At 49.0% G+C, this 13,427-nt stretch carries 16 protein-coding genes; 10 read left to right on the forward strand and 6 right to left on the reverse strand.

What is annotated here, in order from left to right:
* Window positions 1–33 precede the first annotated feature (33 nt).
* From dtd to GJR95_RS12550, 7 genes are all read left to right on the forward strand, one after another.
* On the forward strand, window positions 34–486 hold the full coding sequence (gene dtd / locus GJR95_RS12520) for a D-aminoacyl-tRNA deacylase (RefSeq protein WP_162386187.1): 453 nt from the start codon (window positions 34–36) through the stop codon (window positions 484–486).
* Window positions 486–863, forward strand: coding sequence for a DUF2237 family protein (locus tag GJR95_RS12525; protein ID WP_162386188.1), 378 nt, complete (start codon window positions 486–488; stop codon window positions 861–863). Before dtd ends, GJR95_RS12525 begins: the two co-directional genes overlap by 1 nt.
* Window positions 864–1,004: 141 nt before the next feature.
* Window positions 1,005–1,646, forward strand: a complete 642-nt coding sequence (locus GJR95_RS12530) for an O-methyltransferase (RefSeq protein ID WP_162386189.1) — start codon at window positions 1,005–1,007, stop codon at window positions 1,644–1,646.
* Window positions 1,647–1,687: 41 nt separating this feature from the next.
* On the forward strand, window positions 1,688–4,057 hold the full coding sequence (locus GJR95_RS12535) for a lytic transglycosylase domain-containing protein (protein WP_162386190.1): 2,370 nt from the start codon (window positions 1,688–1,690) through the stop codon (window positions 4,055–4,057).
* A gap of 169 nt (window positions 4,058–4,226) precedes the next feature.
* Window positions 4,227–5,612, forward strand: coding sequence for a T9SS type B sorting domain-containing protein (locus tag GJR95_RS12540; RefSeq protein WP_162386191.1), 1,386 nt, complete (start codon window positions 4,227–4,229; stop codon window positions 5,610–5,612).
* A 68-nt stretch (window positions 5,613–5,680) separates the two neighbouring features.
* Window positions 5,681–6,247, forward strand: a complete 567-nt coding sequence (locus GJR95_RS12545) for a DUF3109 family protein (RefSeq protein ID WP_162386192.1) — start codon at window positions 5,681–5,683, stop codon at window positions 6,245–6,247.
* Between the two features lie 52 nt (window positions 6,248–6,299).
* On the forward strand, window positions 6,300–6,635 hold the full coding sequence (locus tag GJR95_RS12550) for an MGMT family protein (RefSeq protein WP_162386193.1): 336 nt from the start codon (window positions 6,300–6,302) through the stop codon (window positions 6,633–6,635).
* Window positions 6,636–6,722: 87 nt separating this feature from the next.
* Here the strand turns inward: GJR95_RS12550 and GJR95_RS12555 are convergent, their stop codons facing one another.
* From GJR95_RS12555 to lgt, 6 genes are all read right to left on the reverse strand, one after another.
* On the reverse strand, window positions 6,723–7,010 hold the full coding sequence (locus tag GJR95_RS12555) for a hypothetical protein (RefSeq protein ID WP_162386194.1): 288 nt from the start codon (window positions 7,008–7,010) through the stop codon (window positions 6,723–6,725).
* Window positions 7,011–7,130: 120 nt separating this feature from the next.
* On the reverse strand, window positions 7,131–7,832 hold the full coding sequence (locus GJR95_RS12560) for a LytR/AlgR family response regulator transcription factor (RefSeq protein ID WP_162386195.1): 702 nt from the start codon (window positions 7,830–7,832) through the stop codon (window positions 7,131–7,133).
* Entirely contained in the window at window positions 7,813–8,865 is a 1,053-nt protein-coding gene (locus tag GJR95_RS12565; protein ID WP_162386196.1) for a sensor histidine kinase, read from the reverse strand. Before GJR95_RS12565 ends, GJR95_RS12560 begins: the two co-directional genes overlap by 20 nt.
* A complete protein-coding gene (locus tag GJR95_RS12570; RefSeq protein WP_162386197.1) occupies window positions 8,862–10,001 on the reverse strand; it encodes a serine hydrolase domain-containing protein in 1,140 nt (379 codons plus the stop codon). The genes GJR95_RS12565 and GJR95_RS12570 overlap by 4 nt, the downstream gene beginning before the upstream one ends.
* 172 nt (window positions 10,002–10,173) lie before the next feature.
* Complete coding sequence (locus GJR95_RS12575) at window positions 10,174–10,788, reverse strand: transposase (RefSeq protein ID WP_317167057.1); 615 nt, start codon at window positions 10,786–10,788, stop codon at window positions 10,174–10,176.
* Between the two features lie 249 nt (window positions 10,789–11,037).
* Entirely contained in the window at window positions 11,038–11,886 is an 849-nt protein-coding gene (lgt, locus tag GJR95_RS12580) for a prolipoprotein diacylglyceryl transferase (RefSeq protein WP_162386199.1), read from the reverse strand.
* 97 nt (window positions 11,887–11,983) lie between these two features.
* On the opposite strand from lgt, the gene yidD reads away from it, so the two are divergent.
* The 3 genes from yidD to GJR95_RS12595 all read left to right on the forward strand — a co-directional run bounded on the left by yidD (window position 11,984) and on the right by GJR95_RS12595 (window position 13,226).
* The gene (gene yidD / locus GJR95_RS12585) at window positions 11,984–12,193 is read left to right on the forward strand and encodes a membrane protein insertion efficiency factor YidD (RefSeq protein ID WP_162391679.1); all 210 of its coding nucleotides are present in this window, start codon (window positions 11,984–11,986) and stop codon (window positions 12,191–12,193) included.
* Window positions 12,194–12,323: 130 nt separating this feature from the next.
* Window positions 12,324–12,704, forward strand: coding sequence for a co-chaperone GroES (locus GJR95_RS12590; protein WP_162386200.1), 381 nt, complete (start codon window positions 12,324–12,326; stop codon window positions 12,702–12,704).
* An 84-nt stretch (window positions 12,705–12,788) separates the two neighbouring features.
* On the forward strand, window positions 12,789–13,226 hold the full coding sequence (locus tag GJR95_RS12595) for a DUF4174 domain-containing protein (RefSeq protein WP_162386201.1): 438 nt from the start codon (window positions 12,789–12,791) through the stop codon (window positions 13,224–13,226).
* The last annotated feature ends 201 nt before the right edge of the window (window positions 13,227–13,427 follow it).

Genomic DNA, 13,427 nt, shown 5'->3' on the forward strand with positions numbered 1-13,427 from the left:
AAAGCAGGATGGGCTTAACTGTTGTATTGGTCTATGCTCGCCGTTATTCAGCGTGTTTCTCACGCTTCCGTTACCATCAACAATCAGGTGAAAGGTCAGATCGGGATCGGCTTTCTTGTTCTGGTTGGTGTAACTCATTCAGATACCCGCGACGATGTAGACTGGCTCAGCAAGAAGATCGTTGGTATGCGGATTTTCAACGATGCCGATGATAAAATGAACCTCGATCTGGCTACTGTTGGCGGAGATATTTTGCTCATAAGCCAATTTACGCTCCATGCCAGCACCAAAAAAGGAAATCGCCCCAGCTTTATCGAAGCGGCCCGGCCTGATATAGCCATTCCGCTCTACGAAGCAATGATTAAGCAATTATCGGCTGACTTAGGCAAGCCCGTTCAGACCGGTGAATTTGGCGCCGACATGAAAGTATCTTTACTTAATGATGGCCCTGTAACAATTGTGATCGACTCAAAAAACCGAAGCTGATGCCAACAAATCCAGAACCCCGGAATGTATTGGGAAGTAGCCTCGGCTGTTGCTGCACCAGCCCCATGACCGGGTTCTATCGCGACGGATTTTGCCGGACGAATGCGCAGGATCCGGGTCATCACGTCATTTGTGCGATCATGACCGAGCCTTTTTTGCGATTCACCCGCAGCCGGGGCAATGACCTCTCGACACCTTATCCGGAATTTCAATTTCCCGGCTTAAAACCCGGCGACCGGTGGTGTCTCTCTGTCCTTCGCTGGCTCGAAGCTTACGAAGCAGGCATGGCCCCGCCTATATTGCTGGCCTGCACGCATGAACGCGCTCTCCAGTACGTTACCATCGATATGTTACGTGAGCTTGCATTCGAAGAATAACTACCTTAAGTTCCCATTTCTATTTTTTTAGTACTACGAAACCATTTTGAACGTTCGTTACCTAAAAAACACTACTTTTACTTAAACCAGCCCATTGGTTATGCCATTCGCCCAAAGCGACGGGATAACTAAGTCAGCCGAATGGATTTTTTGCCCTCCGATCTTACTGCCTATGCCGAAGCGCACACATCGCCCGAGAGCGATCTGCTGCGTCAGCTCAACCGCAATACCCATGCCCACATTATGGCTCCCCGGATGCTGTCCGGACATATGCAGGGTCGTTTCCTATCCATGATTTCCTGGATGATTCGCCCCCGGCGCATTCTCGAAATAGGCACTTACACAGGTTATTCAGCGCTTTGTCTCGCCGAAGGGCTAACAGAAGACGGGCGGCTGATCACGATTGATCACAACGAAGAACTGGAAGGTTTTGCCCGCTCCTACTGGCAGCAATCGCCACTGAATACTAAAATCGATTTTCGCCTTGGTCTGGCCGCTGACATTATTCCAACCCTCGACGAGACGTTCGACCTGGTCTTCATTGACGCCGACAAGCGCAATAATTCATTGTATTTCGACCTGATTTTCGACAAACTCCGACCGGGTGGTTTCATCCTGGCCGATAATGTTTTGTGGAGTGGCAAGGTTATTGAATCCGTAAAATCATCTGATCAGGATACGCCCGCCGTGCTGGCTTTTAATCAGAAGATACAGGCCGACTCACGCATCGAAAATGTGCTTTTGCCCGTCCGGGACGGGATAATGATGATACGCAAACGCTGAATTACGATTGACAAAAACGGGCCGCCGTAGCGGTACGATTTATGAAAAAATTGACGTACTCCCTAACCCTTTTATTCGCACTAATCAGCCTGGTAGTAGCAGCCCAAACGTCGGTGCCCGTTGTACCTGAGCAAGTGACGTTTGCCGATATTTCGGTTCGGTTAGACCCCGACGCCCGACGCATCGTGCAACAGGATGTCAATGCCTTACTGTCGAACCGACAATACTGGACGGCCAAACTCGATCGTGTGGCCCTGTATTTTCCGATGATCGAAGCGATTCTGATTGATGAAGATGTACCTACCGATTTCAAATACCTTGCCGTACAGGAAAGCTCGCTCACTCCCGATGCCGTCTCGGCGTCAACGGCTGTTGGCTACTGGCAGTTCAAGCGCGAAACGGCCACGGATCATGGCTTACGGGTCGATGACGAGATTGATGAGCGTAAAAGTATTACGGCTTCTACCCACGGGGCTGCTAAATACTTAAAAAAGAGCAATGCGCAGTTTAACAACTGGGTTGCATCACTCTATTCATATTACCTTGGTGCGGGCGGTATTTCCAAACTGATTCCGCCCGATTGGTCCTATGCCCGCGAGGTAGCACTGGATGGTCGCACGGATCGGTATATTCTACGTTTCTTCGCCCATAAGGTAGCCATCGAAAATGCTCTGAAATTCCACCAGACAACGAATCAATTCGCGCTGATTGAATATGCAAACGGTGGTGGGAAAAGCCTTAAATCCATTTCGGATGAGCTGGGTGTTGATGAGTACGAACTTCGTAAATACAATCGCTGGATTCTGGGCGACGCGGTTCCGACAGACAAGGCCTATGTGATGGCCATCCCGGTTTTAAATAATCAGATCAATGACGTTCGGCAGAAGATCGTTAGCGTTGGGGCCCGGAAAACTCCCGATTTTGTGCAGAATGATGTGGGTTTCCCGGTTCTGCGTCGCGTAACAACGGGCCTTAGCAAAAACGAGCCGGTCCTGTATGAAATCAATGGTCTGCCGGGCATTCAGGCACAAGCGGGAGACAACAGTGCTTCACTGGCTCGAAAAGCAAAAATCAGCCTGTCGAGCTTTCTGCGTTACAATGACATGAACGAGCGCGATCCGATCATTGTCAATGATGTGTATTACCTGGCCAAGAAAATGAAAAAAGCCCTGGTGCCTTTTCATACAGTACGCCAGGACGAAACATCACGCAGCATCTCGCAACGCTACGGTATCAGGCTCAAAAAACTGATGCGCTACAACCGTCTCGACCGGCTTCAGAAACTGGCCGTTGGCCGGGTCATGTGGCTGCGCGAACGTCGGCCAGCGAACAAGCCCATTGAGATCATCAATGCGCCAACACCACCAGTTTATGATCAGACGCCTACTCCGCCCACCCGTGCAGATGTGGCTGACCGCAGCTCCGGGGGGCCGAATCGACCGGTAACGGGTATTGACAATGTTCCCCGGAATGCGTCAGAGCGAAAAAAATACCAGCCTAAACTGGTTGAAGGAGGGATTACGCCTAACGATGGTACGTCGGAACCAGCAACTGCGCCCCGTCAGGAGCCAGCGCGCCCGTCGATCAGTCCCGTTGGCGATAATAATCCGGTTTCCAACGATCGTCCGGTTCCAACCACAACCAGTCGGTCAACCACCACCGACGGCTCGCAGCGTGTGGTAATCGTTCGCACCCCCGATGCATCAGAAGCACCCCGTACCGTTCCGGTCGCGACTGCTCCTGAGCGCGAGCAACCGGCGACAGAGATGCCAGCCACGCCCGTAAAAACAACGAAGCCATCGGACACGTACGCCAGTAACCGCCCGACCACCAAGGCAGCGCCTATCCAGCAAAGCGGCTACGAAGGCCCACGTGAACAGCAGGCCGATGGTACTTTATCGGCAGTAACTCCCCCATCGTCCCGCCCAACTCCACCAGCGGTCGTCAAAACGGAACCCCGCTCAACTCCTCCTGCCGAAAAACCTTTGCCAGAGCCGGTTAAGCCATCGCCATCCGTTATGAATCGGACAACTCCGCCAACCAGTTCGGTCAATAAATCAGCCGCTACCCACACGGTTGAGCCTGGCCAGACTTATTACAGTATTTCCAGACTATATGGCTTACGTGTTGAGGAGTTACTGGCGTTAAATAATCTGACCATGAACAACGTGCTTGAAGTTGGTCAGCAGTTAACGGTAAAACCAACCGCTGGCCGTGTAGTTCAGCCATCGCGCACCAGTGATGCCCCGGCAACAAAAGCAGACGTGACCTATCATACCGTCGAAAAAGGCGAAACGATGTTCCGCATTTCGAAGCAGTATGGCGTAACGATCGAACAGATTCAGGAATGGAACAATCTCACCGACAATAGTGTCAAAGTGGGTCAACGGATTAAAATACTGAAGCAGTAGATAAGTTTATTGCCTCATTTTTTTTCAAAAAAGCCGCTCAGTGATAACAGAGCGGCTTTTTTCATGCATTCAACTTACAACACCAATTGATACGCATCAATTATACACTTAATTTAGAGTAATCGGTATGGCTGTATAAACTGCTTTACCTTTATTCAACTACTCATAAATGAACCGGTTTCTACGCTTAGGCGGAGTTCTGGCAGTTCTGTTTTCCTGGCTACTACCAACGTATCATCTTTGGGGAATGCATGCGGACGTTACGACAACCCTTGCTGCCCCTGGTGGGTGGGGTGATTGTAAAAGCGGTTATGCCCAATCGGTAGTAGTTCAGGCCTATGGACCTATAAAGCTCGAACGTCCGGCAAAAACATCCCTATGTCCGGGTTCTGACGCAATCGTACTGAAAGCGCCCGAATTACCAGCAACGTACACCTGGTACTGGAACGGTTCAGCGATCAGCGGCTTAAACGCCAATACGCAGGTTGTTTCGCAACCGGGCAGCTATTATGCCCGCGTTCGGGACAAGAGTACTGGCCTGGAAACGAATACCGATACCATCACGTTGAGCAAAGCAATAAATCCAACAGCCACGCTTAGTGCAGCGAATTCTACGGGTACCTTCTGCGAACGTGATTCGTTACAACTCACAGCCGGAGGTGGCCTTTCGTATCAGTGGTTTTTAAACGATCGGGAGATTATTGGACCACATGGCCCAACATTTAAGGCTAAACAGGCCGGACGCTATTCGGCAACGGTAACTGATGCAAACGGTTGCCATGCTAATTCAGACCCACTTACGATTACGGTACAGGCTCGTCCGAAACCTGCAATCGATTCCATTCCGCCGGTTTGCGGAATCGATGCGTCGGCGATCAGCCTTCGTGCCTCTCCGCCGGGAGGTACATTCAGCGGGCCGGGCGTCAGTGGTTCGTCGTTCGACCCAAAGTTGGCCGGATTCGGGGTCCATACGATCAGCTATTTGTCTCCACCTGCCAATGGCTGTTCAGGCGAAAACGACCAGCGGCTAATTCGCGTGAATCCGCTACCGACGGTCCAGCTTCCGGAACAAATCGAGACTAGTCCTCAGGGTATTTTCACGCTTGAACCAATCGTAACAGGTACCGGACCTTTTTCGTACCAGTGGCGCCCGGCCATCTGGCTTAACAATTCAACACAACCGGTGGTCAAGGTAATCTTTCCCAGGCAGGATACGACCTATATCGTTCGTGTGCGGGATGTGTTCGGTTGCGTAGCTGAAGGATCGATACGAATCATTGTCCGCTCAAAAGCCAGCATTCCTGATGCTTTTACTCCCAATGGTGATCAGATCAACGACACCTGGAAATTGCCTGGTATCGAGACATATCCAAAGGCGCAAATGACCGTTTTAAACCGCTGGGGCGAGGTCGTATTCCGTTCTCAGGACGGATATATCACTCCTTTCGATGGACGATACAATGGTGAACCTTTGCCTACAGGAGTGTATCTTTACATACTGAAGCTATCGCCCGATGCCGAGCCGCTGCGCGGATCGGTTGTGTTGGCACGATAGAATTCAGTATAAAGCAGGGAAAACCTGCATCTGATACGATATGGCGGTTTTCTATCCGCTTTACTGCTATGATTCTTATTGACAATACGTGCATCAGTGACGATGTTGCTGAAAAATTTTTCGTCTGTAATCTGGATAAATGCAAAGGAGCCTGCTGCGTTGAGGGCGATATGGGTGCCCCGCTCGAAGGCGACGAACCAGCTATTCTGGACCGGATTTATGACGATATAAAACCTTACCTTTCGCCGGAAGGTATTCGGGTAATTGAGCAAAAGGGTGGCTACGAATCCGATGGTGATGGCGGCTACGTCACTAATACAGTTGGCGGTCGTGAGTGCGTCTATGCTACCTGGGACGATCGCGGCATTCTAAAATGTGGCATTGAAGAAGCCTACAACGATGGCAAAGTAGACTGGAAAAAACCCATCTCGTGCCACCTCTACCCGATCCGCGTTACCAAATATGAATCATTTCATGCCCTTAATTACGACCGTTGGCCCATTTGCAGCCCTGCCTGTAGTTTCGGCGAACAGTTGAATGTACCCATCTATAAGTTTGTTCGCGAAGCCCTGGTTCGGGCCTACGGCGAAGAATGGTACAGCCGATTGACAAAAGCCATCGAAGAGAAGGAATAATGGCTGATGGCAAAAACGAATTGATCAGTTATCCTGCTTTCTGAATTTCCCGATGGCCGAACAGCGCGACTATTTTGAAGAAGTGTATGAGGTTGTGCGTCTTATCCCTAAAGGACGGGTCACAACCTATGGGTCCATTGCCCGCTACCTGAGCCTGCGGGCGGGTGCCCGTATGGTTGGCTGGGCCATGAACGGTTGCCGCAATCGCCCCGATGTACCGGCACATCGGGTGGTTAACAGCGTTGGGCTATTATCTGGCAAGCATTTCTTTGGTGGCCCAACCATCATGCAGCAATTGCTGGAAGACGAGGGGGTTCGGATCGAAAAAGACCGGGTGGTGGATTTCAAAACGCTACTTTGGGACCCATCGCTGGAATTAGCTATCTAGTATTTGATATAATTCTGACTTCTTGATTAGGTGAACCGAGTTGAAGAAAAGCGGCCAGGGCTGATCTTTATTAAAGTCGTAGAAAGTTTAGGGCAACAGCTTCGCAGCCTGCCTGGCCTTGTTCCGAAGTCGCCACAAAGCTGAGTCATCGCCCTCTAAATAAGCAACAAGCTCCGTCCTGCAAATCTCTTCCACGAGCCTGCCCGCTGGTATATAAGGCACTACGTCATCGTCTTCCACAGAGTCGAGCAAACAGTGCATTTCGGTTCGAACCTCTACGAAAGCCCGAGTAATGTCGAGCGTACTGGCCGTATCGGGTAGCCTACAGAGCTGACGAACAGCAGCACGGAAACATTCATGTGGATCGTCTGGCATAGTAGTATTTATCGAAACCGATAAGCGAAGTTAGTTTAATGCTTAACGAAGTCAATACCACTGAGCCAACGGTGTAATTTTCCGGGTAAATGGTCTAGTTGCTTTTTTAGATGCACTCTACTAGGGGCTTTTCAAGGGGCGGCCAATCGACTGATAAAAACGTTCCCGATACGTATCCGATATAGGAATCAGGGTATTCTGAATCCGAATCCGGTCGCGCTCAATGGCTTCTATTTTATTCAGGGCAACCAGGTATGATTTGTGAACGCGACAAAACGTCGATTCGGGCAATTGCTGCGCCAGTTCGCCGAATGTTTCGAGCGTCATAATTTTCTCCGTGTCGAGATGAATCCGTCGGTAATCCCGCATTCCTTCAACAAACAGGATGTTATCAAGGGATACTTTCTGGAGCCGGTATTCCGTCTTGACAAACAGGAAACTGCTTTGTGTCGCTTCGTTTTCTTTGCCCGTATGTATGGATTCGTAGGCCCGCGTTACGGCCTGCAGGAAACGCTCAAATGTATAGGGTTTAAGTAAATAATCTACCACCTGCAAATCAAATCCTTTTAGGGCGTATTGATCGAAAGCAGTCGTCAAGATAACGGCGGGTCGTTTGGGTAATGACTCCAGAAGCTGAATTCCCGAAAAACCATCCATCTCAATGTCCAGAAAAAGCAGATCGATTTTCTCTTTATGCAGGACACCAATCGCATCCAGCGCATTGTCCAGCGCGTGGTTTAGGTGCAGGAACGGTACGCGCTGTACGTACTCTTTGAGCCGAAGCATGGCCAGAGGTTCGTCTTCAACGATGAGGCAATTCATGGGCTTTTACCTGTACAAGTAAATCGACACAGTATTCGTCCTCCTTTGCCTGTACGTCCAGCTTATGCCGATCGGGATACAGGAGAGCTAACCGTTGTCTTAATAATTGATTGCCTAAGCCGCCATGAGTCTGCACGGTTGTTTTGCCTTTGTCGATCACATTGACACAGCAAAATCGTACTGCTTCACCGTCAATTGCAATCTGAATACGAATCGCATCGTTCACTTTTTTATTGGTGGCATGCTTAAAGGCATTCTCAATGTAAGGAATAAAGATCATTGGCGCAATGGTCAGCGATCCGGCTTGACCAATGATCTGCAGATCGACAAAGTGCGGGTTGGTCGTTCTTATTTTCTGTAATTCAACGTATTTCCGGATGTATTCCAGCTCATTAGTCAGCGAGATCTGATCGGCCTGGGTTTCATACAGTACGAATCGCAGCAAATCAGAGAGCTTATTCAGATAAAGTGACGCCGTTTTGGCATCATGTTCGATCAACACATCGATATTATTGAGCGTATTGAACAAAAAGTGAGGATTGATCTGGGCTTTCAGCAACGACAGTTCAATTTGCAGATTCTTGTTGACTAAAGCCTCCTTTATGCGGATTTCGGCGAACCAGGTAATGAATCCGCGAATGATGGTGCCCAGCAATCCATTGACCAACGCCAGCACGGTAAAGGTGCTCACCAGGGTCACCTCCCCTTCTACTTCCGGAAAAATTGACGCAATACTATAAACTGTAAGGGATATAACCAGCGTCGTCAGAAAGCCCGTGACAACGCTGACGGCCAGCCCGTACGCGATGAATTCCGGGACTCGCTGCTTCGTCAGATAAATTGGAACCAGCCAGCTGTAAAATGCGTAGAAACTGATAAATCCGGTGAGTGATGCCAGTCCAATAATGACCGCCCAATCGTCGTCGAAAATGGCCTGCGAGGTAGCTCTGGACAGGAAATAGAGAAAGGTGAACAGAAACCAGTAGAGCAGCCAATAGCCAATATGGAGAAAAATAATGACCGGCTTTTTCATCGGTTTGCGCCGTTGCCAGCCGTCGACCTAATGGGCGCAGCATTATGGAAAAAATTGGCCAATGCCTCCATTTCGGGCAAATTGATGTTAACACCGCTCATATTGGCCGTAATTGCAACAACCAGATCATCGTCCGGATATAGGATCAGGAAAGCCCTTCCGCCATCAATTGTTCCGCCGTGGTGAATAATTTTCCGGCCCTTACTGTCCTTCCCAATACGCCAGCCCAGGCCATATTCTGTATTCTTTCCATTCTGGAGTAACTGTGGGGTAAACAATAACGCAAGGGTTTCTTTTTTGAAAAGCGCTGGCTGCAAGAGCTCACGACCCATACTAACCAAATCGGAAGGAGTTGATAATAAGCCGCCACCGGCCCATTTGTAGCTATTGTCAACCTGGTTCGCATTGACCAGTCGGCCTTTACTGTGTTCGTAAAACCGCACACGATTCACCACAATGCTATCGCTGTAGTCGGGTCCGGTATGCACCATATGCAGCGGATTGAAAACTGTAGTCTGCAAAAACGTCAGAAAATCGGTGTGGCTGGCCCCTTCAATAGCGGCACTCAGCAGGTTGTAGCCATAGGTCGAATAATTGTAGGCCGTGCCCGGTTGAAACAACAGGCTGTCGTCGCGAAAGATAATTAGTGCTTCGTTGACAGATTTGTATCGTTTGAGGCAATTCAGCGGATCGTCGTTTCGGTAATGACGGATACCGGCAGTGTGGGTAGCAAGTTGCCGGCCGGTGATTGGAAATTTTTTCAGGGGAAATCCCGGCACATACTGCTGAATGGGGATATCCAGATTCAGTTTTCCGTCTTCAACCAGTTTGCCGACTGCCAGCGAAGTAACCGATTTGGAGACCGAGCCCAATCGAAACCGGGACTGCACGGTAACGGGCAATTTATTTTCGACATCAGCATAGCCGAAACCTTCCGCCCAGAGTATTTTATCATGAGTTCCGACGGCTATCGAGATGCCGGGAATGTCTTGCCTGATCCGGAGTGAATCGACAAATTGTTCTGCTTTTTGAATGGCCCGACGGTGGGCTTTGTCCTTGAGAGCGTCGGGTGATGAGGAGAACTGGGCAGCAGCACTAAACGAAATCAGGCAAAAAAATAATACTGGTTTTTTCATGGCAGGGCGTTGTTCGTTGAATTATAGACCAAAATTGCAACGCCTTGTTCCCGTTCCTAAAACCAGTCTGCATACAGCCATTTTTTATCTGCGAAAGGCCCATTCTGGCAGTTAACCTGCTGCCGGTATTTGGTTTAGATCGTACGAACACAACCGAATACCGGTACAGGTTTTATTTCAAACCGGCCAGCTTCGACAAGTCAACGTCTTCAAGTACCGATTTTATTTTGTCCATGCTCATGCCCCGCCCTTTAACCGTTACGATAAACCGTTTCGCAACCAATACGGCGATCTCACCTTCTTTATTGGCATTATCGTACTTTTCGTACGATTTATAATCACCCATTTTACCTGTCTTTTCGTAGCCGTTCTCGGTTTCTTTATCAACTTCGATCATCGACCAGGCAGCCAGTCCCATCAGCATGCTGGAACCGCCCCCGTCAACGATTGCCAGTTCAACCGTTTCGCTATTATCGTCATTGGCATATTTTGCATTGGCTGTCGAAATGACCATGCCAGCTGCCCCATTTTTCTCGCCGTTTGCTTCTTTACGGGCCAGCCCATCAGCATCAGCCGGAAGCAACTCTTTTAGCGTTCGAAAATCAATCGCTTCAACAGGGCCGTTTTTTTGTAACTCTTCGGCCTGTTCAGCCATTTCTTTCATGGCACTTACCGCACCCAATGCCGAAACGGATTCTTCATCTTTTTTCTCTTCTTCTTTATTGCCCCCGCAGCTGGTCAGAAGTGCCGCACAAAGCAGGCCGGTATAGAGCAGGTTATTACTCATTTGCATAACAGGAAAAAGGGTTATAAAAGAAAACCAGAACTTTCGCCATTCTGTCAACCATATCGTGTTTACCACATGAATTTAAAACCTGATCTGGCTAACGGAACGACTTAAGCTCTGGTTCTGGATTCAAATAACGGGTTTCTGGCAACGCAACCGTCAATCTTTTGAGTAAACGTATGGCCGAATCGTCGTAAAACCGAAAAAGGGGCGAAATGCCCCCTTTTCATCTACTTTTTAAGCAGACAATCATGACTTGATTTTCTTCGGTATATCGTCCGGCTCTGCCAATACGACCGGTGTTCGGTAGCTACGAACGAGGAAGTAAACGCCCAGCAAAACGGCCGGAATACTAAGAATCTGCCCTACGTTCAATGGCAGACTATCTTCAAAAGGTACCTGATTTTCTTTCAGGTATTCGTAGAAGAAACGCAGGCCGAATACCCAGATCAGGAAGATCCCCAGCATACTGCCGCGAGGAGTACGTTCTTTGTAATAATTCCAGAACCAGAGCAGAAAAAAGAACAGAACCAGGCAAGACAGCGACTCATATAACTGTGCAGGATGGCGCGGAATTTTCGCGTATTCGCTGTTATTCAGGAAAATAAACGCCCAGGGAACGTCTGTTGGGCGGCCAACAATTTCGGAATTCATCAAATTGCCTAGCCGTATGCTGGCTCCACCCAGAGCTACCGTGATCACGATACGGTCGGTTACCCAGAGGAAAGTCTGCTTCGTCAGGCGGCTTTCTTTCCGGCGCGAATACAACCACAAACCAGTCAGAATACCGATCGTAGCACCATGACTGGCCAGTCCCCGATAGGGCGGCAGAATTACTTCGAGCGGATTTTTAAACAGAACTTCGGGTTCATAGAACAGAAAATGCCCAATACGAGCGCCCAGAATGGTGGCAACGACCATGTAAATCAACAAGGTATCGGTGTCGGCAACGGGTTTGTTTTCTTTTTTGAAGATGTAGGTCATGATCTGCATTCCGATCAAAAAACCCATTGCGAATAACAGGCCATACCAACGCACTGAGAATGACCCAATGTGAAAAATTTCGGGATTAACGTCCCAAATCACGTATTGCAGCATAACGAATCAGAGTCAACGTCGATTGATAACGAGCGACGGCGGACAAATATACGGATTGCGGGAAAGTTTTTAGTCGTTTTCGTGTTATAGACGTATGATGAAATCTGTTCTGATTGGGGTGGTCAGGATTTATCAGGCCGCAATCTCCCCTTATTTCCCGAATGCATGCCGATATACGCCAACCTGTTCGCAGTATGCGATTGAGGCTATTCATAAGCATGGACCAATTCGGGGCGGGTGGCTTGGCCTGAAACGGATCAGTCGGTGTCATCCCTGGGGTGGTCAGGGTTACGATCCGGTACCCTAACTGCACCGACAGTCGGTCCTTCTGACGACTACGTATTTTCTGACTGTCAATTTGTCTGTTTACGCAGCTTTTGTCCCAAAGTTGCTTCTACCCTTCCCTGACGATTATTGATTTTTGACTAGCAACTGACATGGTTAATATTACAGCTGATAATAAACTTACACGCCTGATTGTGGTTGGCGATCGGGTTCTTATAAAACCCAAAGATCCCTCCGACCGCACGGCCAGTGGCTTATACCTGCCTCCAACGGTGCAGGAGCGTGAACAAGTCCAGTCTGGTTACGTTATTAAAGTGGGGCCTGGTTATCCGATTCCTTCGCCTGTTGATGATGAACCCTGGAAAGAAACGGAAGAGAAAGTGAAATATATGCCGCTTCAGGCGCAGGAAGGTGACGTTGCGATTTACCTGCAACGAAATGCCATTGATCTGCAATACGAAGGCGAGCAATATGTCATTGTTCCACAGGCTTCTATTCTAATGCTGGAGCGGTCTGAGGATTTATTTAATTGAGCTGAACATAGCTACCGGACGCTAGCCTGATTTAATTCAGCGTCCAGTATCCAAGTCCAACATCTTTTATCGTCGATAAACACTATGCGCTATCATTGGTTGATACCACTAATTGGTTTATTAATTGGACTCACCCCTATTATGGAAAGCGTAGCGAATCAGCAGAAATCACTTAAGGCGATATTGAGTGAAAAGAAAGACCATCGGCGTGTGTTATTGCTTTATGGCCGCGACGACGCTCAGCACTACCTCATTGAGCAGCAGGAATCTCTTAATGAAGCGAAAGATGGCCTCACCGAGCGCGACCTTGATGTTATTGTCATCGTAGCCTCTGAATTACAGGAACCCGACCGCCAGTTTCTGATGCACGATTACAAACTGATCCCTTCCGAAGATTTCATTGGCTGGCTCATCGGTAAAGATGGCGGTGTCAAGCAAACCTACCAAAAGCCTGTTACTTCGCAGGACCTGTTTCGCACCATTGATAGTATGCCGATGCGGAAACAGGAAACAAAGCAATAACCCGGCTTGCGTTGACGGGCTGGCTTGCGATACGATCTACAGCTGCCTATATATAGCGCTATTCTTTTTCAGTCCCGTTTTTGCGGGACTTTTTTTGTGCTTAGCCGGGCTTTTTGTCTGGAGGTGTGTCACGGTTTGTTTGCGCATCATTGTAAAGCGTGGCACACCTCCAGACAAAAAGCCCGGCTAAAGTAGAATAGT

This window comes from Spirosoma endbachense, assembly GCF_010233585.1.
Classification (GTDB): domain Bacteria; phylum Bacteroidota; class Bacteroidia; order Cytophagales; family Spirosomataceae; genus Spirosoma; species Spirosoma endbachense.

Coding starts and splice junctions, on each gene's coding strand:
- GJR95_RS12570 (WP_162386197.1), bottom strand. CDS start 10,001: ATGAAAAAACCAGTATTATTTTTTTGCCTGATTTCGTTTAGTGCTGCT.
- GJR95_RS12540 (WP_162386191.1), top strand. CDS start 4,227: ATGAACCGGTTTCTACGCTTAGGCGGAGTTCTGGCAGTTCTGTTTTCC.
- GJR95_RS12555 (WP_162386194.1), bottom strand. CDS start 7,010: ATGCCAGACGATCCACATGAATGTTTCCGTGCTGCTGTTCGTCAGCTC.
- lgt (WP_162386199.1), bottom strand. CDS start 11,886: ATGCTGCAATACGTGATTTGGGACGTTAATCCCGAAATTTTTCACATT.
- GJR95_RS12565 (WP_162386196.1), bottom strand. CDS start 8,865: ATGAAAAAGCCGGTCATTATTTTTCTCCATATTGGCTATTGGCTGCTC.
- GJR95_RS12530 (WP_162386189.1), top strand. CDS start 1,005: ATGGATTTTTTGCCCTCCGATCTTACTGCCTATGCCGAAGCGCACACA.
- yidD (WP_162391679.1), top strand. CDS start 11,984: ATGAAATCTGTTCTGATTGGGGTGGTCAGGATTTATCAGGCCGCAATC.
- GJR95_RS12550 (WP_162386193.1), top strand. CDS start 6,300: ATGGCCGAACAGCGCGACTATTTTGAAGAAGTGTATGAGGTTGTGCGT.
- GJR95_RS12535 (WP_162386190.1), top strand. CDS start 1,688: ATGAAAAAATTGACGTACTCCCTAACCCTTTTATTCGCACTAATCAGC.
- GJR95_RS12590 (WP_162386200.1), top strand. CDS start 12,324: ATGGTTAATATTACAGCTGATAATAAACTTACACGCCTGATTGTGGTT.
- GJR95_RS12525 (WP_162386188.1), top strand. CDS start 486: ATGCCAACAAATCCAGAACCCCGGAATGTATTGGGAAGTAGCCTCGGC.
- GJR95_RS12595 (WP_162386201.1), top strand. CDS start 12,789: ATGCGCTATCATTGGTTGATACCACTAATTGGTTTATTAATTGGACTC.
- GJR95_RS12575 (WP_317167057.1), bottom strand. CDS start 10,788: ATGAGTAATAACCTGCTCTATACCGGCCTGCTTTGTGCGGCACTTCTG.
- GJR95_RS12560 (WP_162386195.1), bottom strand. CDS start 7,832: ATGAATTGCCTCATCGTTGAAGACGAACCTCTGGCCATGCTTCGGCTC.
- GJR95_RS12545 (WP_162386192.1), top strand. CDS start 5,681: ATGATTCTTATTGACAATACGTGCATCAGTGACGATGTTGCTGAAAAA.
- dtd (WP_162386187.1), top strand. CDS start 34: ATGCTCGCCGTTATTCAGCGTGTTTCTCACGCTTCCGTTACCATCAAC.